The sequence below is a fragment of the Duganella sp. CF458 genome (assembly GCF_900113115.1).
Classification (GTDB): Bacteria; Pseudomonadota; Gammaproteobacteria; order Burkholderiales; family Burkholderiaceae_D; genus Rugamonas.
The window spans coordinates 1-23,256 of record NZ_FOOF01000032.1 but is presented as its reverse complement, the minus strand read 5'-3'; the positions used below and the strand labels follow the sequence as shown (position 1 = coordinate 23,256).

8 protein-coding genes and 2 rRNA genes are annotated in these 23,256 nt (G+C 62.8%); 3 read left to right on the top strand and 7 right to left on the bottom strand.

Translation table 11 applies throughout. From position 1 onward, the window contains the following. The 4 genes from BM269_RS29285 to BM269_RS28550 all read right to left on the bottom strand — a co-directional run. On the bottom strand, nt 1-2,105 hold a 2,105-nt coding region (locus tag BM269_RS29285; RefSeq protein WP_229204836.1), incomplete at its 3' end, for a condensation domain-containing protein. 59 nt (nt 2,106-2,164) lie between these two features. After that, nucleotides 2,165-18,133 carry a non-ribosomal peptide synthetase gene (locus BM269_RS28560; RefSeq protein WP_090445909.1) on the bottom strand — a complete coding sequence of 5,323 codons (15,969 nt, stop codon included), beginning with the start codon at nt 18,131-18,133 and terminating at the stop codon, nt 2,165-2,167. Nucleotides 18,134-18,194: 61 nt separating this feature from the next. After that, entirely contained in the window at nt 18,195-19,475 is a 1,281-nt protein-coding gene (gene ccrA / locus BM269_RS28555; protein ID WP_229204835.1) for a crotonyl-CoA carboxylase/reductase, read from the bottom strand. Nucleotides 19,476-19,581: 106 nt separating this feature from the next. After that, complete coding sequence (locus tag BM269_RS28550) at nt 19,582-20,304, bottom strand: autoinducer binding domain-containing protein (protein ID WP_229204834.1); 723 nt, start codon at nt 20,302-20,304, stop codon at nt 19,582-19,584. Nucleotides 20,305-20,617: 313 nt separating this feature from the next. Between BM269_RS28550 and BM269_RS28545 the strand changes: the two genes are divergently transcribed. The 3 genes from BM269_RS28545 to BM269_RS28535 all read left to right on the top strand — a co-directional run bounded on the left by BM269_RS28545 (nt 20,618) and on the right by BM269_RS28535 (nt 22,077). Further along, nucleotides 20,618-21,187, top strand: coding sequence for an acyl-homoserine-lactone synthase (locus BM269_RS28545; protein ID WP_090445904.1), 570 nt, complete (start codon nt 20,618-20,620; stop codon nt 21,185-21,187). A gap of 15 nt (nt 21,188-21,202) precedes the next feature. Next, entirely contained in the window at nt 21,203-21,622 is a 420-nt protein-coding gene (locus tag BM269_RS28540; protein ID WP_170860511.1) for a DUF4902 domain-containing protein, read from the top strand. An 83-nt stretch (nt 21,623-21,705) separates the two neighbouring features. Continuing rightward, a complete protein-coding gene (locus BM269_RS28535; RefSeq protein WP_090445902.1) occupies nt 21,706-22,077 on the top strand; it encodes a DUF4902 domain-containing protein in 372 nt (123 codons plus the stop codon). Here BM269_RS28535 and BM269_RS28530 read toward each other — a convergent pair. The 3 genes from BM269_RS28530 to rrf (BM269_RS28520) form a co-directional block, all read right to left on the bottom strand. Further along, on the bottom strand, nt 22,064-22,765 hold the full coding sequence (locus BM269_RS28530; protein ID WP_090445899.1) for a 4'-phosphopantetheinyl transferase family protein: 702 nt from the start codon (nt 22,763-22,765) through the stop codon (nt 22,064-22,066). The two genes, BM269_RS28535 and BM269_RS28530, sit on opposite strands and share 14 nt — an antisense overlap. Nucleotides 22,766-22,833: 68 nt before the next feature. Continuing rightward, nucleotides 22,834-22,946: ribosomal RNA gene (rrf, locus tag BM269_RS28525) — 5S ribosomal RNA — on the bottom strand. Nucleotides 22,947-22,992: 46 nt separating this feature from the next. Then, nucleotides 22,993-23,105: ribosomal RNA gene (rrf, locus tag BM269_RS28520) — 5S ribosomal RNA — on the bottom strand. Between the last annotated feature and the right edge of the window lie 151 nt (nt 23,106-23,256).

The window sequence follows — 23,256 nt, the reverse complement described above, 5'->3', positions numbered from 1 at the left end:
GAGTAGAACTCCTGCGGTGCGCGACTCGCCAGGTACGGCACCACGACCAGGCGGCCACCGGTCAGCAGCGCGCCCCAGATTTCCCAGACCGAGAAGTCGAAGGCAAAGGAGTGGAACAGGGTCCAGACGTCGGATGGGCCGAAGCCGAACCAGTGGTCAGTCGCCGTCATCAGGCGCGCGACGTTGCGGTGCTCGATCATCACGCCCTTCGGCAGGCCGGTCGAACCCGAGGTGTAAATCACGTAAGCCAGCGAGGAAGGCGACACCTCCAACGCCGGGTTGTGTGCCGGCTGCACGCCGAAGTCGTCATCCAGCAGCATCAGCGGTGCTGCTCCCACGTCGAGGCGCGAAGCCAGCGCGCTATCGGCCAGGACCACGCGCGGTGCGCAGTCTCCCAGCATGAAGGCCAGGCGATCATCCGGATAGACAGGATCGAGCGGCACGTAGCCTCCACCAGCCTTCATGATGGCCAGCAGGCCGGCGATCATACCGAAACCGCGTTCCGCGCAGATGGCGACACGGTCGTCCGGCTGCACGCCCAGCTCCAGCAAACGGTGCGCCATGCGGTTGGCGTTGGCATTCAGCTCGCCGTAAGTCATCGGCTGGCCGTCAATGGTCAGCGCAATCGCGTCCGGCTGCGCAGCGACCTGCTCTTCGAAGCGGCCATGGATGGTGAATGCCGCGTCATACTCGCCACCCAAAGCGCCGTAGCGAGCCAAAATTTCTTCCTCTTCCTGGACCGACATCACCGGCAGGGTCGCGACAATCGCGTCATCGGCCGCGCTGGATAAGGCGGCCAACAGCACCTGGAAGCGTTCGGCAAACCGTCGCGCGGTTGCGGCATCAAACAGCGCAGTAGCAAAGTCCAGACTTCCGGACAATTCTCCCCCGTCATCCCGCATCGCCAGGTTCAGGTCGAACTGCGTCGTCGCGCGCGGTACGTCGAACTGCTCGATCACCAAACCCGGGAGGCTCAGTTCACTGCTGGCCGGTGCATTGTTCATGCTGAACATCACCTGGAATACAGGGTTATAGGCCAGGCTGCGTTCGACCTTCAGTGCTTCCACCACCTGCTCGAAAGGCAGGTCCTGATGTTCAAATGCTTCCAGCATCGACGCCTTGACCTGGGCCAGCAGGCTGCCGACAGTAGCTTCCGAAGTATTGACGCGCAACGCCACTGTATTGGCAAAGAACCCCAGCAAGGGCGAGGTTTCGCCGCGCTGGCGGTTGGCCAGCGGCGTGCCGCTGACGATATCGTCCTGGCCCGACATACGCGCCATCAACACCGACCATGCGCCGAACAGCGTCATGAAGATGGTGACGCCATGCCGGCGAGACAACTCGCGCAAGCGCCCGGCCACGGCACCATCGACAGCGAAGCGCAAGTGTCCGCCGGCACTGCTGCGCTGGGCGGCGCGCTGGCGATCGAGAGGCAGTTCGAGCAAGGATGGAGCACCAGCCAGCGCACCAGACCAGAAAGCAAGCTGCCGGGCCTGCGCCGCTTCATCCAGTCGCTCTGCCTGCCACGCAGCGACATCCGCGTACTGGACTTGCAAAGGAGGCAATGGATCGACTTGTCCCTGGCTGAAGGCGCCGTACAAAGCCGCAACCTCACGCAGCAGAACGCCGACCGACCAACCGTCAGCGACGATGTGATGCATGGTCACCAGAAGCACATGATCATCAGCGGCAATGCGGAACAGAACACCACGCACCAGCGGGCCGCGCTCCAGGTCGAATTTTTCACTGGCGGCTTGCGCGATTGCCTGGGCAAGACCATCCGCGCTTGCGGCAAGATCGCGTGCTTCCAGCGCAAATCGCGCATCCTGTTGGAAGGACTGCATTGCGCGCCCATCTTCACCGCGGGTGAAGACCGTGCGCAGCACTTCATGGCGATCCACGATACGGTCCAGCGCCGCCTGGAGTGCCAACACGTCCAGCCTGCCTTTCAGGCGCAATGCGGCAGGTATGTGATATGCGGCGCCCTGCTCTTTATCCAGCTGATCGAGGAACCACAGTCTTTGCTGCGCGGGGGCAGCAGCCAGAGGCTTGCTGCGATCAGCGCTCGGAATTCCGGACTCGCCAACGCCGCCCTGGGCGGCCATTTGCTTGCGCAGGCGTTGCTGGATGATTTCTTGACGCAGTTTGTCTAGTTGAGCCGTGTTCATTTGTTGCCACTTTCCGCTGCCAGGATTGCCAACAGTTCGCTCTCGCTGAGCGAACCAAGTTCTTGTTCCAGTTCGTCTTGCGACGCACCGAGGAAGTGCTCGTACTGCAGGGTTGATATGCGAGCCGCCAGGTCCGCCAGCACAGGGCTTTCAAACAGGTCTTTCAATGCCGGTTCGACCTGGAAGGCGGTGCGTGCCTTATCGAGCAGTTGGATCGCCATCAGCGAATGCCCGCCCAGCTCGAAGAAGTTGTCCTGGCGGCCGACATGCGCGACGCCCAGCATGTCGCTCCAGATGGCGGCCAAGGCACGTTCGACCGCACCTTGAGGAGCGACGTATTCCCGCAGTGCCATTGCTTCCGCACCCGGTTCCGGCAAGGCATTGCGATCCAGCTTGCCGTTTGCCGTAAGCGGGAAGGAATCGAGTACGACGAATGCAGCCGGGACCATATAGGCAGGAAGCGCCGCCGCGACGGCTTGGCGCAGCTGCTGCGGCGCCAATGAGGCCCGGACATCACTCAGGACATAAGCCACCAGGCGCTTGCCTTCCTGCCCATCGCCGCGGGCCAGTACGACAGCTTCACGTACACCTTCGCACGCAGCCAGGCGGGCCTCGATCTCACCGGTCTCGATACGGAACCCACGGATCTTGACCTGGGTATCGATACGGCCCAGGCATTCAATCAGGCCGTCCTCGCAGACGCGGCCCATGTCGCCGGTGCGGTAAAGGCGCGCACCGGGCTCGCAGGAGAACGGATCCGCCACAAAGCGTGCGGCCGTCAGCTCCGGACGTCCAAGGTAGCCGCGTGCGACGCCCGCGCCACCGATATGAATCTCACCGGTTGCGCCGATCGGTACCGGACGGCCCATCGCATCCAGCACGTAGACCTGCGTATTTCCAATTGGGCGCCCAATCGGTACCGAACGCGCTTCGGGTGCCAGCGCCGGGATATCGTAGGTGCACGCGAAAGTCACAGTCTCGGTCGGGCCGTAGCCATTGATGATGTGCAGCGGCGGAACGGCTTTGGACTGGGCCCGGCGGATCGTACGTGGGTCGAGTGCGTCACCGCCAACCAGCAGGTACTTGAGGCGACCGAACGCAGATTCGAGTGCATCGACGTACTCGTTGAACAGGCCAGCCGTCAACCACATTGCATTCACGCCGCCCTTCGCCAGCACGGCATCCAGTCGTTCGGGACGCAGCAGGTCTTCCTGCGCCACCAGTACCACCCGAGCTCCGCACAGCAGCGGCGCCCACAATTCCCAGGTACTTGCATCGAACGAAGGGCTGGCGCAATGTGCGACGCAGTCGGCTTCCGTCAACGGCGCGAAACCGGCGTTGACGGCGAGCCGCAGCACGCTGCGGTGTTCGACCGTGACGCCATTCGGGATACCGGTGGAACCGGAGGTGTACATGACGTAAGCCAGGCTCTGGGGTCCGGCTGAGCTGGACGGCTCACCGCATGGGCCTTCAGTCAGGCATGCTTCGTCAAGCACGATCTCAGGCAAGCCTTCGCTACCCACGCTGCCATGCAAGGACAACAATGCTTTTGGCATCGCATCGGCCAGCATCAGTGCGATGCGTTCCTGTGGATAGGCGGGATCGATCGGCAGGTACGCAGCACCGGCCTTCAAGATACCGAGCAGGCCGGCAACCATCGCCGCGCTTCGCTCGGCATGGATTGCAACGCGATCATCGGGCTGCACGCCGAGGGCAAGCAGTCGCTGTGCAACACGGTTGGCGCGCTGGTCCAGCTCCTGATAAGTGATGCGGCTTTCGCCCTCTACCAGAGCCACCGAATCCGCGAAGCGGCGAGCCACGTCGGCGAAGACCGCGTGCACGGTGCTGCCTGCCGGGTAAGGTCGGGACGTGTCGTTGAACGCGAGGGTCAACTGCGCCAGCTCCTGCGGTGGGATCACCGGGATTTCCGCCAGCGCGCTGTCCGGAGCGTCCAGCAGGGCAATACTGAGTGCATCGATGGCATGCGCCAGCATGGCGGCCACGCGCGATGGCGCGACGCCCTGGCAATGTGCTGTGATGGCGAAACTGCCGCCGAAGTCATCGACGTTGACGCCGACAGGGTAGCTCAGGTGCTCTTCGCTGGCCTTCAGGCGTATTCCATGATTGGCCAAGGCTTGCACGCGCTCCGTAGCAGGAGTGCTGTGGCGGTAGTTCAACAGCGACGAGAACAACGGTGTTCCCGCAGGCAGCGCGGCGCAGCGCTGGGCATCGGTCAGCGAAGCCTGTTCATGCTGCAGCAGGCCACTCAGTTGGGCAAATGCCTGGCGCACGCCGTCGGCGACACTGGTGCCGGCGCCCGTTTCCAGCCTTACAGGTAGGGTATTGATGAACATGCCGAGCGCGCCGGCAGCGTCGCCTGCGCGCATCCGGCCCAACAGCACCGTTCCAAACACCGTGTCAGTGCGCCCCGACACTGCCGCCAGAACTCGGGCCCAGGCCAGATGGAACAACGCCGCTGCGGTTACGCCCGCAGCACGCGCAGCCGAGGCAATGCGGATCGACGTTCCCGCATCCAGATTCACTGTATGCTGGCCCGCTGGCTCGCCATCCACGCGAACGGACTGCAAGCCGAACGGCAGGCATGGCTCACTGACATCGCCCACGAGATTGCGGAAGTATGCGGCGTGGTCTGGTTGGCGCGCCGCCAACAGCCCAGCGATAAAGTCGCGGTATTGCACCGGCGCCGGCAAGCCTGCTTCACGCCCTTCAAGCAAGGACATTACTTCGCCGACCACGGCCTCCATCGTTACGTGATCGCCGATCAGGTGATGGCTCAGTAGTGCAAGGTAAACGCGGCCATCTTCATCGCGCGCGCGGTAAGCGGCTACCAGTGGCGCTTGCGACAAGTCGAGGCGGACGTTCAGCGGATTGCTGCTGCGTACCAGTGCGTTGAAGGCCGGTTCACCGTCAATCACGGCCACGTCCCGCACCGGAACTTGCGCATGTCGTTGAACCACCTGGACCGGCTGCGCCAGCCCTTGCCACGCCATCGAGGTACGCAGGATGTCGTGGCGAGCCACCACGGCCTGCAGCGCGGCCATAAATGCATCTTGCGATGCGGCGCTGGTGAATTCCAGGATGGTGCGCAGCAGGTAGGTGTCGCCCTGCCCGTCCAGTAAATGGTGGAACAGGATGCCTTGCTGCAGTGGCGCTAGCGGATAGACGTCTTGCACATTACCTGCGCCACCGGGAACTCGGGCGACAATCGCCGATATATCCTCTGGTTCCAGGCGCACCATCTGGAGCATTGCTGGTTCGATTTCTTCGCAGCCTGCCGGGATCATTGCAGGCGGCACGTCGATCGAGTAAGCGCTCGCAGCGGCCTGGATCACTTGCGCCAGCGACGCAACGGTTGGATTGCTGAATACACTTCGAACGTCTGCTTGCCAACCCCGCTGTTTCAGTTCTCCGATGACGCGGACTACCAGCAGAGAGTGACCGCCCAGTTCGAAGAAGTGGTCATGGCGTCCGATGCGCTCCACACCTAGCAGCTCTTGCCACATTGCGGCCAGGGTCGACTCCAGTTCACCCTGAGGTTCTTCGTATTCGCGACGGCTCAGTGCCGAGGCATCCGGTGCCGGCAGTGCCTTGCGATCCAGCTTGCCGTTAGGGTTCACCGGGAATTCGGTCATCGCAACGAAAGCGGCAGGTACCATGTGTTCCGGCAGCTCGCGCAGCAATGCACCACGCAGCGCTGCCTGGTCGATCTCGCCGTCGGCCAGCAGGTAGGCAACCAGGCGCTTGTCGCCTGGCTGGTCTTCGCGCGCCAGCACGACCGCCTCACGGATGCCTTCGCAGGCCACCAGCTTGGCTTCGATTTCGCCCAGTTCGATGCGGAAGCCGCGGATCTTCACCTGGAAGTCGTTGCGGCCCAGGTATTCGATATTCCCGTCCGGCAGCCAGCGCCCCAGGTCGCCGGTCTTGTACATGCGTGCATTTGCTGCTGCGCTGAACGGATCACGAACAAAGCGTTCAGCAGTCAGCTCCGGGCGATTCAGATAGCCGCGAGCCACCTGCACGCCACCGATATGCAGCTCGCCTGCCACGCCTACCGGAACCGGCTGGCCATGTGCATCGAGCACGTACATGCTGGTGTTGGCGATCGGACGGCCGATTGGCACGATGTTCGGCCAGGCTTCCTCGGTGCAGTCAAACCAGGTCACGTCGACGGCAGCTTCGGTCGGTCCGTACAAGTTATGCAGTTCCACCTGCGGGAATTGCTGGCGGAAGCGGGCGCGCAGTTGCGCCGGCAGCGCCTCGCCGCTGCAGAACACCTGGCGCAAGCCGGTGCCCTGCCAATGGCCGGCGGCATCCACGAATACCTGCAGCATTGACGGCACGAAGTGCAGCGTGGTGACGCCAGCGGTATCGACCAGCTCGCGTAGGTAGTCCGGCGACTTATGGCCTTCCGGACGGGCGATTGCCAGGCGGGCCCCGGCCAGCATCGGCCAGAAGAACTCCCACACAGAAACGTCGAAACCGAACGGAGTTTTCTGCAGCACGCAGTCAGCCGCGTTCAACGCGAATTCCTGTTGCATCCAGCGCAAACGGTTGGCCACAGCGCCATGTTCGTTCATCACGCCCTTGGGCTGGCCGGTCGAACCGGAGGTGTAGATCACGTACGCCAGGCTGTTCGCGTCCAGCGCCACATCCGGATTATGTTCCGCACCCTCAGCGAAGCGGTCCAGCAGGACCTTCGGCGCCTCGCATTCAAGGCTCTCGGCCAGCGCGCCTTGCACCAGAACGGCTTTCGGTTCGCAGTCGGCCAGCATGTACGCCAGGCGGTCTGCCGGGTAGGACGGGTCGAGCGGCACGTATCCGGCACCGGCTTTCAGGATGCCGAACAGGCCTGCCACCATCTCGATGCTACGCTCGGCGCAGATCGCGACGCGGTCGTTCGCCTGCACGCCCATCCCGATCAAGTGATGTGCCATGCGATTGGCGCGGGCATTCAGCTCGGCATAGCTGACCTTCTGGTCGCCGAATACCAGGGCAACTGCCTCTGGCTCACGTGCCACCTGCTCTTCCAGCATCTGGTGCAGCAGGACCGTGCCGTCATAAGCCGCTTCGGTCGCATTGAAGCCGAACAGCACTTGCGAGCGCTGGGCGTTGTCCATGATGCTCAGGCGCGCCACCGTTGCATCGCCATCACTCGACGAGAGCGCCGCCAGCAGTACCTGGAAGTGACCGACAATGCGCTCTATGCTGGTACGTTCAAACAGCGCGCTCGAGTAATCGATACGTGCCCCAATCTCGTCGCCGTTCTCGGTCAGCGCCAGGTGCAAGTCGAATTGCGTGGTATTGCCCGGCTGCTCCAGCATTTCCACATCCAGCCCTGGCAGTGACAGAGTTGCAGGTGCAGGAGTGTTATTCATGCTGAGCATTGCCTGGAACAGCGGGCTATACGCCATGCTGCGTGCAGGCTGCACTGCCTCAACCACTTGTTCGAACGGCAGGTCCTGATGCTCGAATGCCCCCAAGGTGCTGGCTTTCACCTGCTCCAGCAGCGCTGCCACATCCTGGCCTTCTCCCAGGCGCACGCGTAGCGCCAGCGTGTTGACGAAGAAGCCGATCAGCCCTTCCGTCTCGGCGCGATGTCGGTTGGCCACAGGCGTTCCGATCACGATATCGTCTTGGCCCGACAGGCGTGCCAACAATGCCGCCCAACCGGCAAGCATCGTCATGAACAGCGTAGTACCGTAACGCTGGCTCAGCGCACGCAGGCTGTTGGCCAGTTCGGCAGGCACCGCGAAGTGCACGCTTGCGCCCTCGTAGCTTTGCGTGGCTGGACGTGGACGGTCTGTTGGCAGCTCGAGCAATGCCGGTGCCCCCGACAGGCGTTCCTTCCAAAACGCGGTTTGTTGCGCCAGCGCGTCGCCCTCCAGCCATCCACGCTGCCAGGCAGCGTAATCGGCGTACTGAATTGCCAGCGGCGGCAGCGGGTTTGCTTGTCCCTGGATGAAGGCGGCGTACAGCGCGCTCACTTCTCGAACCAGCACGCCGATCGACCAACCGTCGGTAACAATGTGATGCTGGGTGATCAGGAGGACATGCTCATCGTCCGAGAGACGCAGCAGACAACCGCGTACCAGCGGTCCGGCCGCCAAGTCGAAACGCGCGCTTGCCTCATCTGCAATCGCCATTTCCAGCGCCAGCTCCTGCTCGTGGCCATGCAAATGCGCCAGGCTGCGTTCCGCCATGGCAAAACCGCACTGCTCTGGAACGAAGCGCTGCACAGGTTCGCCACCCTCGACCGTGAAGAATGTGCGCAGGCTTTCGTGGCGCGCGACGACGGCATCCAGTGCAGCCTGCAGCGCTTGACGATCCAGCTTGCCGCGCAGGCGCAGTGCTGCCGGCATGTGATAGGCCGCGCTAGCGGCGCCGTCAAGCTGGTTTAGGAACCACAGGCGCTGTTGGGCGAAAGACAGTGGCACCGGCTTGCTGCGATCAGCCAGCGTAATAGTGTCTTCATCGCTACGACGCAGCACAGCCGCGAAGTCCGCCAGTTGCGGCTGTGCGAACAGCTCGCGTAAGCTGGCCTCCACGTGAAGCGACTGACGCAGGCGGCCCAGCATCTGTACGGCCAGCAGAGAGTGACCGCCCAGTTCGAAGAAGTGGTCATGGCGTCCGATGCGTTCCACGCCCAGCAACTCTTGCCACATTGCGGCCAGGGTCGATTCCAGTTCGCCTTGCGGTGCTTCAAATTCGCGACGGTTTAGTGCCGATGCATCCGGTGCCGGCAGTGCCTTGCGATCCAGCTTGCCGTTCGGGTTCAGCGGGAATTCGGTCATCGCAAAGAAAGCGGCAGGTACCATGTGTTCCGGCAGTTCGCGCAGCAATGCGCCGCGCAGCGCTGCCTGGTCGATCTCGCCGTCGGCCAGCAGGTAGGCCACCAGGCGCTTTTCGCCCGGCTGGTCTTCACGCGCCAGCACGACCGCCTCACGGATGCCTTCGCAGCCCACCAGCTTGGCTTCGATTTCGCCCAATTCGATACGGAAGCCGCGGATCTTCACCTGGAAATCGTTGCGTCCCAGGTATTCGATATTCCCGTCCAGCAGCCAGCGACCCAGGTCGCCGGTCTTGTACATGCGTGCATTTGCTGCTGCGCTGAACGGATCACGAACAAAGCGTTCCGCAGTCAGCTCCGGGCGATTCAGATAGCCGCGGGCCACCTGCACGCCACCGATATGCAGCTCGCCTGCCACGCCTACCGGAACCGGCTGGCCATGTGCATCCAGCACATACATGCTGGTGTTGGCGATCGGACGGCCGATTGGCACGATGCTCGGCCAGGCTTCTTCCGAGCAGTCGAACCAGGTCACGTCGACGGCAGCTTCGGTCGGGCCGTACAAGTTATGCAGTGCCACCTGTGGGAATTGCTGGCGGAAGCGAGCGCGCAGTTGCGCCGGCAGCGCCTCGCCGCTGCAGAACACCTGGCGCAGGCCGGTGCCCTGCCAATCTCCTGCGGCATCCACGAATACCTGCAGCATCGACGGCACGAAGTGCAGTGTGGTGACGCCAGCGCTATCGACCAGCTCGCGCAAGTAGTCTGGCGACTTGTGGCCTTCCGGACGGGCGATTGCCAGGCGGGCCCCGGCCAGCATCGGCCAGAAGAACTCCCACACCGAAACGTCGAAACCGAACGGGGTTTTCTGCAGCGCGCAGTCAGCCGCGTTCAACGCGAATTCCTGTTGCATCCAGCGCAAGCGGTTGGCCACTGCGCCATGTTCGTTCATCACGCCTTTTGGCTGGCCGGTTGAACCGGAGGTGTAGATCACGTACGCCAGGCTGTTCGCGTCCAGCGCCACATCCGGATTATGTTCCGCACCCTCAGCGAAGCGGTCCAGCAGGACCTTCGTCGCGCCGCATGACAGGCTTTCCGCCAGCGCGCCTTGAACCAGAACCGCTTTCGGCGCGCAGTCGGCCAGCATGTACGCCAGGCGGTCTGCCGGGTAGGATGGATCGAGCGGAACATAGCCCGCCCCAGCTTTCAGGATGCCGAACAGGCCTGCCACCATCTCGATGCTGCGCTCGGCGCAGATCGCGACGCGGTCGTTCGCCTGCACGCCCATGCCGATCAAGTGATGTGCCACGCGATTGGCGCGGGCATTCAGCTCGGCATAGCTGACCTGCTGTTCGTCGAATACCACGGCAACTGCCTCTGGCTCACGTACCACCTGCTCTTCCAGCATCTGGTGCAGCAGGACCGTGCCGTCATAAGCCGCTTCGGTCGCATTGAAGCCGAACAGCACTTGCGAGCGCTGCGCATCGTCCATAATCGACAGGCGCGCCGCCGCTGCATCGTCAGCACTCGACGAGAGCGCCGCCAGCAGTACCTGGAAGTGACCGACAATGCGCTCTATGCTGGCACGTTCAAACAGCGCGCTCGAGTAATCGATACGTGCCCCAATCTCGTCGCCGTTCTCGGTCAGCGCCAGGTGCAGGTCGAACTGCGTGGTATTGCCAGGCTGCTCCAGCATTTCCACATCCAGCCCTGGCAGTGACAAAGATGCAGATGCAGGAGTGTTGTTCATGCTGAGCATTGCCTGGAACAGCGGGCTATACGCCATGCTGCGTGCAGGCTGCACCGCCTCAACCACTTGTTCGAACGGCAGATCCTGATGCTCGAATGCCTCCAAGGTGCTGGCTTTCACCTGCTCCAGCAGCGATGCCACATCCAGTCCTTCGCCCAGGCGCACGCGTAGCGCCAGCGTGTTGACGAAGAAGCCGATCAGCCCTTCCGTCTCGGCACGACGTCGGTTGGCCACAGGCGTTCCGATCACGATATCGTCTTGGCCCGACAGGCGTGCCAACAATGCCGCCCAACCGGCCAACATCGTCATGAACAGCGTAGTACCGTGACGCTGGCTCATCGCACGCAGGCTGCTGGCCAGTTCGGCAGGCACCGCGAAGTGCACGCTTGCGCCTTCGTAGCTTTGCGTGGCTGGACGTGGACGGTCTGTTGGCAACTCGAGCAACGCCGGTGCCCCCGACAGGTAGTCCTTCCAGAACCCGGTTTGTTGCGCCAGGGCGTCGCCCTCCAGCCATCCACGCTGCCAGGCAGCGTAATCGGCGTACTGAATTGCCAGCGGCGGCAGCGGGTTTGCTTGTCCCTGGATGAAGGCGGCGTACAGCGCGCTCACTTCTCGAACCAGCACGCCGATCGACCAACCGTCGGTAACAATGTGATGCTGGGTCACCAGCAATACATGCTCGGTCTCTGAGAGATGCAGCAGGCAACCGCGCACCAATGGGCCAGCCGCCAGGTCGAACGGCGTGCTTGCTTCGTCGGTAATCGCCAGTTCCACCGCCAGCTCCCGCTCATGGCCTTGCAGGCGGCTCATCTCGCGCTCGGTCAAACCAAAGCCGCAATCGGCAGGCGCAAAGCGTTGCACCGCGATGGAGCTTTCCATGACAAAGGTAGTACGCAGGCTTTCGTGGCGCGCAACGACAGCATCCAGTGCAGCCTGCAGCGCTTGACGATCCAGCTTGCCGCGCAGGCGCAGTGCAGCCGGCATGTGATAGGCCGCGCTCGCGGCGCCGTCAAGCTGGTTCAGGAACCACAGGCGCTGCTGTGCGAAAGATAGTGGCACCGGCTTGCTGCGGTCTGCCAGCGTAATAGTGTCTTCATCGCTACGACGCAGCACAGCCGCAAAGGCCGCCAGTTGCGGCTGTGCGAATAGCTCACGCAAGCTTGCTTCGACGCGCAGCGACTGACGCAGGCGGCCCAGCATCTGTACGGCCAGCAGCGAGTGGCCACCCAGCTCGAAGAAGTGGTCATGGCGGCCGATGCGCTCTACGCCCAGTAGCTCTTGCCACACCGCTGCCAAGGCAGATTCCAGTATGCCTTGAGGTTCTTCGTACTCGCGGCGGCTAAGCGCAGATTCGTCCGGCGCCGGCAGCGCCTTGCGATCCAGCTTGCCGTTGGCGGTCAGCGGGAATTCGTCCAGCATCACGTAAGCACCCGGCACCATGTAGTCGGCCAGGTCAGCCAGCAGCGTGGCGCGCAGGGTTGCCGCTTCCAGGGTTACGCCAGCTTTTGGCACGACATACGCCACCAAGCGCTTGTCGCCCGGCTGGTCTTCGCGTGCCAGCACGACCGCTTCACGTACACCATCGCAGGCTGCCAGCTTGGCTTCGATCTCGCCCAGTTCAATACGGAAGCCGCGGATCTTCACCTGGAAGTCGTTGCGGCCCAGGTAATCGATGCTGCCGTCGGCCAGCCAACGTCCCAGGTCACCCGATTTGTACAGGCGGCCTTCCGGCGTGTTGATGAAGCGTGCGGCAGTCAACTCCGGACGATTCAGGTAACCACGGGCCAGGCCTGCGCCGCCGACGTGGATTTCGCCAACCACGCCGACCGGCACCGGCTGGCCGTGCGCGTCGAGGATGCGGATCGACAGGTCGGGAATCTGGCGGCCGATCGGGCTGCCGGAACCGGCCAGCGCATCGGCTTCGAACAGCTCGCGATAGGTCACGTGCACCGTGGTTTCGGTGATGCCGTACATATTGATCAGGCGCGTCGCAGCATTCTGCGCGCGGCGATACCACGGTTGCAGCGACGGCAAATCGAGCGCTTCGCCGCCGAACACCACGCAACGCAGCTGGTGGGCGGCACCGCCGTCGCCCTGTGCGGCCACCAGCTGGCGGAAGGCGCTCGGGGTCTGGTTCAGCACCGTGACGCCTTCGCTGCACAGCAGGGAGTAGAACTCCTGCGGAGCGCGGCTGGCCAGGTAAGGCACTACGACCAGGCGGCCACCAGTCAGCAGCGCGCCCCAGATTTCCCACACCGAGAAGTCGAAGGCGAAGGAGTGGAACAGGGTCCAGACGTCGGATGGGCCGAAGCCGAACCAGTGGCCGGTCGCCGTCATCAAGCGCGCCACGTTGCGATGCTCGATCATCACGCCTTTCGGCAGGCCGGTCGAACCCGAGGTGTAGATCACGTAAGCCAGCGAAGAGGGCGAAACTGCCAGCGCCGGGTTGTATTCCGGCTGGCCGCTATGGTCCGCATCCAGGAGCACCAGAGGCGCAGCATCAAGATCAAGGCGCGATGCAAGCGCGCTATCGGCCAGTATCGCGCTCGGCGCGCAGTCAGCCAGCATAAAGGCCAGGCGCTCGTCCGGATAAACAGGATCGAGCGGCACGTAACCTGCGCCAGCCTTCATGATGGCCAGCAGGCCGGCGATCATGCCGAAACCGCGCTCGGCACAGATCACCACCCGGTCATCCGCCTGTACGCCCAGTTCCAGCAAGCGATGTGCCATGCGGTTGGCTTGCGCATTAAGCTCACCATAAGTCATGTGCTGGCCGTCGACGGTCAGGGCAATAGCATCCGGATGCGCGGCCGCCTGCTCTTCAAAACGGCCGTGAATTGTAAATGCATCATCGAATGCACCGCCGCCATCACCGAAAGACCTAAGTGCATCACGCTGCGCATCGTCAAGCAGCGGCAAGGCGGATATCACCTGTTCTTCGTCGCGTGCCATCGCAGCCAACAAGACCTGCAATTGCGCAGACAGCCGTTCGATGGTCTGGGCATCAAATAATGCGGTTGCGTAGTCAATCTTGCACAGCACCGTTCCGCCGATATCGGTCAGCGCCAAATGCAGGTCGTAATGCGTAGTTGACACGAACTGTTCCATGCCACTGATCTCGAGCCCTTGCAAGCACAACGATCCTTCCGGTGGAAGGTTGTTCATGCTAAGGACTGCCTGGAACAGCGGGCTGTACGCCATGCTGCGATTTGGTCGCAGCGCTTCCACCACCTGCTCGAATGGCATGTCCTGGTGTTCAAAGGCAGCCAGTGAGGCGGATTTCACCTGTTGCAGAAGCGAGGAAACCGTCTGGTCGCCGGGCATGCGCACGCGCAGCGCCAGCATGTTGACAAAGAATCCGATCAGGCCTTCCGTCTCGCTGCGCTGGCGGTTGGCCACCGGCGTACCGATAACGATATCGTCCTGCCCCGCCACCCTCGCAAGCAAGGCGGCCCATCCGGCCAACACGGTCATGAACAGCGTGGTCCCATGGCGTTGGCCAAGCGCACGCAGGCCATCGGCCACGGCAACCGGCAAGGCAAACTTGAGGTGCGCACCCGCATGGTCCTGCACGGACGGACGCTGCCGGTCGAGCGGAAGCGCCAGCAACTCGGGCGCTCCGCCCAACGCGTCGCGCCAGAATGCAGATTGCAGCGCCAGCGCATCGCCTTGGAAGCTGCCTCGTTGCCACGCCGCATAGTCAGCGTACTGGATTGCCATTGGCGGCAGCGGGTCCGGTTGTATTTGCAGGTAGGCCGCGTACAGGATGCTGACTTCGCGCACCAGGATCCCGGTGGACCATCCATCGCTGACGATGTGGTGCATGGTCAGCAACAGGATGTGTTCTTCCGCGCCGGTACGCAGCAATTGGCCACGGATCAGCGGACCGCGCGACAGGTCGAACGGTGCACGCGCCTCTGCACGCGCAATCTCGGCTACCTGCTGGCGACGCTCTTCGCGCGCCAGGTGGCTCAGGTCTTTGTCCGTCATGGCGAAGCCGACACCCGGCGCGGCAAAGCGCTGCAGCGGATGCTCACCCGCATCGACAAAGCGGGTACGCAGGATTTCATGTCGTGCCACCACGCGGTCCAGGGCGCTTTGCAGCGCCGCGTGGCTCAATTTCCCGGTCAGGCGCAAGGCAGCCGGCATGTGATAGGCAACGCTTGCGGCAGGATCGAGCCGGTCCAGGAACCATAGGCGCTGCTGGGCAAAGGACAGGGGAACCCCCACGCTGCGGTCCACTTGCGGAATCTGTCCCTGTGCGGAGCGTCGTGCCATGCTTGCAACACGCGCGAGCGCCTCGACAGTCGGATTGTCGAACAGCTCGCGCAGGCTGACGTCCGTACCGACCTGTTCGCGCAGGCGGGCCAGCAGCTGGATCGCCACCAGGGAGTGCCCGCCCAGTTCGAAGAAATGGTCGTGACGGCCGACACGTTCGACATCCAGCAATTCCTGCCAGATGGCGGCAATGGCTGCTTCGATCACGCCAACCGGCGCGACGAAGGCATTTGCCGCCACCGCAGCCAGGTCGGGCGCAGGCAGGGCTTTGCGATCGACCTTGCCATTCTGGGTCAGCGGCATGCTGTCCAGGCACACATAGGCGCTGGGCAGCATGTACTCGGCCAAGTGGCGGCGCAGTTGCGCGCGCAGGGCGGCCGGCTCGGGCTGCACTTCGCCCTGCGCAGTGAAATAGGCCACCAGGCGTTGCTGCCCCTGGGCGTCCTCGCGCGCCATGACGACCGCTTCACGCACGCCATCACAGCCGGCCAGGCGCGCTTCAATTTCACCCAGCTCGATGCGGAAGCCGCGCACCTTGACCTGGTAGTCGTTGCGGCCGAGGTATTCGATGGCCCCGGTCGCGCTCCAGCGACCAAGATCACCGGTGCGGTACATGCGGGCGTGCGGCTCGGTGCTGAATGGGTCGCGGACAAAGCGCTCCGCCGTCATCTGCTCGCGGTTCAGGTACCCGCGTGCCACACCGTCGCCGGCGATATAGATTTCGCCCGCGATCCCGACCGGTACCGGCTGCAGCAACCTGTCCAGGATATACACCTGGGAATTTGCAAGCGGACGCCCGATGTCGCTGACGAAGCCCTGCTCGCGAGGCATGTCCACCCAAGTGGAATAGGTGGTCGTCTCAGTCGGTCCATACAGGTTGGCGAGTGCCGTAATACGGGAGCCGGCGAAAATGCTTTCGGCCAGCGCGCGCTTTAGCGGTTCTCCGGCCAGGTTGACCTGGCGTACGGAAGACGGAATTCCTTCCGCACGCAATAGCCCCTGCACCGCCGACGGCACGCTGTTGATCAGGGTGATGCCCTGCAAGCGAGGCCCGGCACTGAGTACATCCTGCACCACATGCACGGTGCCGCCGCAGGCAAGCGGCGCGAAGATCTCGAATACAGCCAGGTCAAAATTCAGGGATGTGGAAAACAGGGTATGCGCCAGGTCTTCCGCACTGAAAGATTGAACCGCCCACGCCACGAAGTTGCGTGCATTGCGGTGCTCGATCATGACGCCCTTCGGCACACCGGTCGACCCGGAGGTGTAAATGACGTATGCCAGCGCGCCGGCATCGCCGACGCGCGGCGGCGCCGCGTGACCGCCCTTGGCCAGCTCAGAGCGCAGCGGCTCGGCATCCAGCAGCAGCACCGGGATGCCGGCAGCCGGCAAGCTGCCTCGGGTTGCGCCATGTGCCAGCACCACGCGCGGTGCGCTGTCGGCCAGCATGTGCGCCAGGCGTTCCTGCGGATAGGTCGGGTCCAGCGGCACATAGGCCGCACCGGCTTTCAGTACCGCGAGCACCGCCACCACCAGGTCAAGCCGGCGCTCCAGGCAGATCGCGACGCGGTCGTCCGGCGCCAGTCCGATGGCGCGCAATTGCATAGCCAGGTTATTGGCGCGCTGGTCCAATTCAGCATAGGTCAGCTGGCCGTCGTCGGCTACCACGGCGCAGGCTTCCGGCGTAGCTGCTGCCTGCAGCTCAAAGGGATGCTGCAGCGCTTCGTGCGCTGGGTACGCCAGTGCCGTTGCATTGAAATCTTCCAGGATGCGACGGCGTTCTTCTTCTTTCATCAGCGGCAGGCGTGCTAATGGCAAGGCGGGATCGCCCAGTGCGCCATCGAGCAAGGAGCCGATGCCTTCGATGATGCGCGCCACTTCCGCTGCGCCATAAGCGGCACTGCTGTAAACGAATTCCACCAGCACGTCGGCGCTGGCATGATGGTCGCGGATCGCAATCGCCAGCGGCGTGCGTTCATGGCCATGGTCCAGAGGAATGACCGTGGTGGTGGCGCTGCCGAAATGGTTATCGCCATCGAACGACATCGACGACAGGCTGACATCGAACAGCTGGCTGCGACCGTGCTGCGACAGGCGCAGATGGCGATTCAGCTCGGTGATCGGGAAGCGCTGGTGACGGTAGCAGCGGCGCATTTCCGCGGCCACTTCGCGCATCAGCGCCGACAGCGGCGCTTCATGATCGGGTTGCACGCCGATCGGGCTCATCGACGAGAACATGCCGAGCGTCTGCTTCTGGCGTGCGTTGCCGCGGTTATGCACCGGTACGCCGATCACGATCTCGCCGGCATCGGTGGTGCGCGCATAGTAGGCGGCGATGGCGGCCAGCATCAGGTGGGTGATGGTCAAGCCCGCGCCTGCCGCGAACTCCGCATATGCCTGGTAGCGCGCGCGCGGGATGGTCCATCCCAGCAGACCGCTTGGCGCCACCCCGCCACCCGGCAGCGCCGGTGCGCGGCTGGCCAACGGCGCCGGCAGGTGGCGATAGCGCTCCTGCCAGAAACCGCGGTCGCGCTGGTAGCGCTCGGAGCCGAAGTAGGCGCTGTCGTCGGCCGCAAACTCGAGGTAGGAAGGTGCAACTGCTGCGCTGTCGCGTCCTTCCAGCAAGCGGTTATAGGCATCTGCCACCGCGTGCACGATGATGGCAATCCCGAAACCGTCCGTCACCAAGTGGTGATAACGCTGGAACCAGTAGTGCCGTGCGGGTGCCGAGCGCACCAGCTCAGCGCTCCACGCAGGACCGGCAGCCAGGTCGAAAGGCTGCGCGAACGCTTTCGCCATGTAATCCATTGCCGTGGCATCGGCTTCGGCTTCGCCGGCCAGGTCCAGCAGCGGCACTTCTGGAATGTATTCGTCCAGGAAGCGCTGGCTGGCCGAGCCGCCGTCGTCCGACAGGACCATGCGCAGCGCATCGTGGCGCGCGGCCACATCGGCCAGCGCGCGGCCGAACAGTTCAGGATCGAATGCGCCATCGATCCGCCAGGCGATGCCGACGTTGTAAATAGGGCTGGCGGCGTGCAAAGCCTGGTCCAGCCAGACTGCCTGCTGGACGGAAGTCAACGGATGGGCGCCGCCTGCCCCTGGCAGGGCCGCCGGATCGATGGAATGCGACATAGTTGCGTTCTGGCTGAAGTTGAAGTGAGGCGGGGCAGTTGCCCCGCCGTTGCGCAAGGACTCAGGCCGCCTTGGCCTGTGGCGACAAGTGAGGCCGCTCCTGGTAGATGCCGAGGCCGCGTTGCGGCGCGCCGACCAGCACGGCCATGTTGCCGTGCGGGTGAGCGTTCTCGAACATCAGTTGGTGCGCCAGCGGGATCTCATGGAATTCGAAAGTGCGCGACAGGCACGGATCGATCACGCCGTCGATGACCATGTTGTTGAAGGCACGCGACTGTTCGTCGTTGGCGAAGTGCGAACCTTGCAGGCGCTTCTGGCGCGTCCACAGATAGCGCACGTCCACCGTGGCGTTGTAGCCGCTGGTGCCGGCGCAGGTCACCACCATGCCGCCGGTGGCGCAGGTAAACAGCGAAGTCGGGATGGTGGTTTCGCCCGGATGCTCGAACACGATGCCCGGCGCACGCCTGTCTCCCAGCACTTCCCAGATCGCCTTGCCGAAGCTGCGCGCGCCCTTCAGCCATTGCTCGTAGCCCTGCTGGTCGGACCAATGCGGCAGCATGCCCCAGTGCGAGAAATCGTTGCGGTTGATGCAGCCCGTGGCGCCCAGGTTCATGCAGTATTCGAACTTGGAGGGATCGGACACCACCGCCACCGGCAATGCGCCGGCGGCGCGGCAGATCTGGATCGCCATCGACCCCAGGCCGCCCGCACCGCCCCATACCAGCACCGGCTCGCCCTTGCGCAGCACGTTCGGCGGGAAGCCGTACAGCATGCGATAGGCGGTAGCGCCGACCAGCATGTAGGCAGCCGATGCTTCCCAGCTCAGGTGGCGTGGACGCGGCAGGCATTGGTGCGCCTGCACGCGGGTGAACTGCGCGAAGCTACCCCAGTTCAGCTCATAGCCCCAGATCGAGAAGGTAGGCGAGAACATCGGGTCGATGCCCTCTTTCACCATGCCGCAGTCGGCATCCCATGTGCCGCAGTGGATGACCACCTCGTCGCCCACTTGCGGATAGCTGACGTTCTTGCCGACTTTGTAGACGATGCCGGACGCGTCGCTGCCGCCGACATGGAAGTCGTCGGCGCAGCCGGCCTTCTGCCGCATGGCGATGACATCGAGCGGCTTGCCGTGCGCGGCCCACACATTGTTGTAGTTGACGCCGGCCGCCATCACGTACACCAGCACCTCGTCATCGCCGATGTCGGGCACGGGCACGGTCTCGATGCGCAGGCTGTGCAGGGGTTCGCCGTAGCGGTCGCGCCGGACGGTGCAGGCATACATGTTCTTCGGTACTTCGCCGACTGGGGGCTGTTCGCCGATCGGCCACAGGTCTCGGGACACTTGTCTCTCCTCCGCTCCAAATGGAGCATCTCGGCGAGGATTAGACCGTAACGTGGGGGGGCGAAAGAACTGTCAAGGTTGACAGTTTGTCAGAATAGCAACGAAATCAGAGCAGGCGCAGCATGGCCGCCTTGATCACGCCGGCCGTCTTGTTGACGGCACCAAGCTTCTCAAGCGCATTGTTGATGTGGAAGTTCACTGTCCGTTCCGTGATCGACATGATCATGCCGACTTCACCGGAAGTTTTGCCATCGGCGGTCCAGCGCAATACTTCCACCTCGCGCGCCGTCAGTGCCGCGACCGGTATGACAGGACGCACGTTGGGGTGCAGGCGCGTCATGCCTTCCTGTGCGGCCTGCACCAGCCAGGCCATGCGCATGGAATTTTCTTTCAGCTCGCTTTCCGTGAGCGGCTCACCGCCGCGCGCCAGCGTCAGCATGCCGACCGCGCCGTTGGCGTCGTACGAAGACTGGGCCCAGCCGACCTTGAGCTGGTGGGCACGCGCATCTTCCCAGAATCCCATGCAGTTTTCGAACAGCGATTCGGTCCAGATCACCGGCAAGACCGAGCGCACGCCGTGCGCCACCGTGGGGTCGACCGCCAGGTAGTTCTGCTCGGCGTAGCGGCGCTGCCATTGTTCGGAGTAATCGTTGACCAGGATGATCTTCGGATTCGACAGCGGCAAAGGCAAGCGCATGCCGTAAGCGCAATGATCGAACCCAAGCTCGCGCGCAGCGCGGCTCAACGCTTCAAAGAATTCTTTCTCGGTCCGGGCGGCCGCGAACGCGTCCACGTGCCTGCCCTGCCAGTCCACCAGCTTGCTGCTCACGTCATTGTTCCCGTCTCTTCGGCGACCTGTCATTTCTGACAGGTACGCATCCTTGGTACTGCGAACTAATATATGATCGCCGGCTTTTCGCCCGTTTTTGGCGGGGTGACGAACAGTTGCTTCAGTATTACTAGTTTATTCAATATTGTCAATTTGAGAATTTCTGCTGTCACAATAGCAGCGCGATCTTCGAAAGTCAAAACAGTGTGGGACCGATCCGACAGCTGTTAAATCTTACAGTGGATTGTCATCTCACAAAGATGATCAAATAGCCATCTTCGCCGATCCGGCAAACTGAACTTGTGGGGTAAGGATGAACGTAACAGCTGGCACTGCCGGCGGTGGACTGTCCAAGCAACTGTTTTCTGAAATGGGCTGCTACCGCAACAAAGTATTCGTGGAAACGCTGGGTTGGGACCTGCAGCTGCAGGACGGCCAGGAACTGGACCAGTTCGACCGGCCCGACACCTTGTACGTGGTGTCGCAAGATGACGACGGTCGGGTCAATGGCTGCGCCCGGTTGCTCCCGACCAACCGTCCTTACCTGCTGGGCGAAGTGTTCCCGCAGCTGATGAATGGCCAGCCGGTGCCTTGCAGCGCGGACGTCTGGGAGCTGTCGCGTTTCGCCTCGGTCGACTTCGCCGCCGGCACCGTCACGCCGCTGTCGCAGTTCTCGGCCAGCGTTGCCGCCCAGCTGCTGCATGAATCGATCCGCTATGCCGCCGCCCATGGCGCCAAGCGCCTGATCACGGTTTCGCCGATCGGCATCGAACGTCTGCTGCGCCGTACCGGCGTGCACGCGCACCGTGCCGGCCCACCGATGATCGTCAACGGCCATCCGATCTTTGCCTGCTGGATTGAAATCGACAGCGCTGTTGCTTGAACCCGGAGGGTGCACGTGACGCAAGCTGCGCCTGGTGCCGGTGACGGCACCGCGTTGGAACTGACGGTATCGAGCGATGGCCAGGTATGCATCCCCGCCAGCCGCCTGCATGAAGTGGCCCTGGTCCACCTGGTCTCAGGCCTGGATGACACCACGGCCGCCGAGCACGAAGGCTGCGATTGCAGCACGACGCTATCGGGCTATACGGAGTGGGTGAACGCCTCCTCGCTGGTGACGATAGGCTGGGACTGGCAGTTGGAAGCTGCCAGCCTGACCTTGTCGCGTACCGGTCCGCCGTCCAGCAACCTGGTCTTGTATGATGAGGCCGCTGCGGACATCAGCGCCAAGGCCGCCAGGCAGTTGCTGGCACGCTTCGTCGACAATACCGACTGGCAGAAAGATACCTTCGGTCATCTTTCCAAGCGCTACCGGTAATGTTGCACTGCACCTTAAAATTCTTAACATTCGACTGGAACGTCAGGGATAATGCGCTATAGTGTCCGCATTTCCCAGAATTAATGATGTTGAAAACCTCCACCGACGGCTACATACGCCTGTCATTGTCCGAACTGGAAACCATTCCGCTGCACCTGCTGGTGGCCGGCAAATACGATGAGGTTTCAGGCTTCACGGAATTTGCCAGCGAAGGCCTGCCCGCCATCAGTATCGGCTGGGATTGGGAATGGCGCATCATGGGCGGCAAGCTGCGCCCGGTCCGTGTCGGCGAACCGCTGTGCAATCTGCTTCTGCTGGATGCGAGCGGTTGCCTGGGCGCCGCCGGGACGGCACAGGAACTCGCCCGCTTTGTCGATAATATCGAATGGATTGCACCGACCCTGGGCTACCTAGCCACCGTCGCCAATCCAGGTGGCGAGCTCAACGCCAGCTGAACACGGTCAGCACATCGCCTTCAGGGAGTTGGCGATACGGCATCATGCAATGCGCACCGACCGGTAAAGCTGGGCTGACCTGCCCCGTCACCGTCAGGCGCAAGAGCTTGCGTTCCAGGTCGATGCCGCTGAATGCCAGCGCATCGAAATCGAAAAAGCATCTTACTTCGTCGAACAGCGCCTTAAAGTAGCTTTCCTTGGCAGAAAATACCAGCGCGAGGTAGCTCGCCATATTGAGCTCGGCTGGCATCGCGGCCAATAGCCGGTATTCCTGTTCGGACACCGCAATCCCCACCACGTCTTTCCAGGCATCCTGACCAATCGGACTGGCGATATCGATTCCCAGTCCTCGGCATTGGGCTGCCGGCACGACCGCGGCAGCTGCCATGGCATCGCTATGCGTGATGCTGCCCCGGATGCCAGCCGGCCACAGCGGTTCGCGCGAGCCGCCGCTCAGGACTTGCACCCCCGTATGTCCCAGCGCCGCCAGCGCACGTTGCGCGCACAAACGGCCATGGAAATACTCCGCCCGCCGCTTCACGACACTACGCTGGATGTTCTCGGGACAATGAATATCATGACGAGCAAAGCTCGCATCATCAAACGATGCACAGTTGAACTGCTGCAGGAAGATACGGACAGGCGGCGCCGGATCCGGCGCGCCGGGGAGGTCGATGTCAATGAACATGCTGCCTTCCGACGACTAGCCAAGCAAAAAAGCCCGATTGCAATCGCAATCGGGCTCTCGAATTATTAGTCTGACGATAACCTACTTTCACACTGGTTGCAGCACTATCATCGGCGCAGAGTCATTTCACGGTCCTGTTCGGGATGGGAAGGGGTGGGACTGACTTGCTATGGTCATCAGACTGACCGGTACTTGGTTCGCGCTGGGCGCGTCACCAGGAATATTTAGCTTGACGATAACCTACTTTCACACTGGTTGCAGCACTATCATCGGCGCAAAGTCGTTTCACGGTCCTGTTCGGGATGGGAAGGGGTGGTACCGACTTGCTATGGTCATCAAGCATGACTTGTGTGCAGCGCGCCTGGCGCGCTGCGCAATCTGGGAAGAAGTAAAAGTGGGGGGTGTAGTCTCAAACACAGGCAAGTGCTGTATAACCGTCAAGGTTATAGGGACAAGCCGTACGGGCAATTAGTATCAGTTAGCTTAATGCA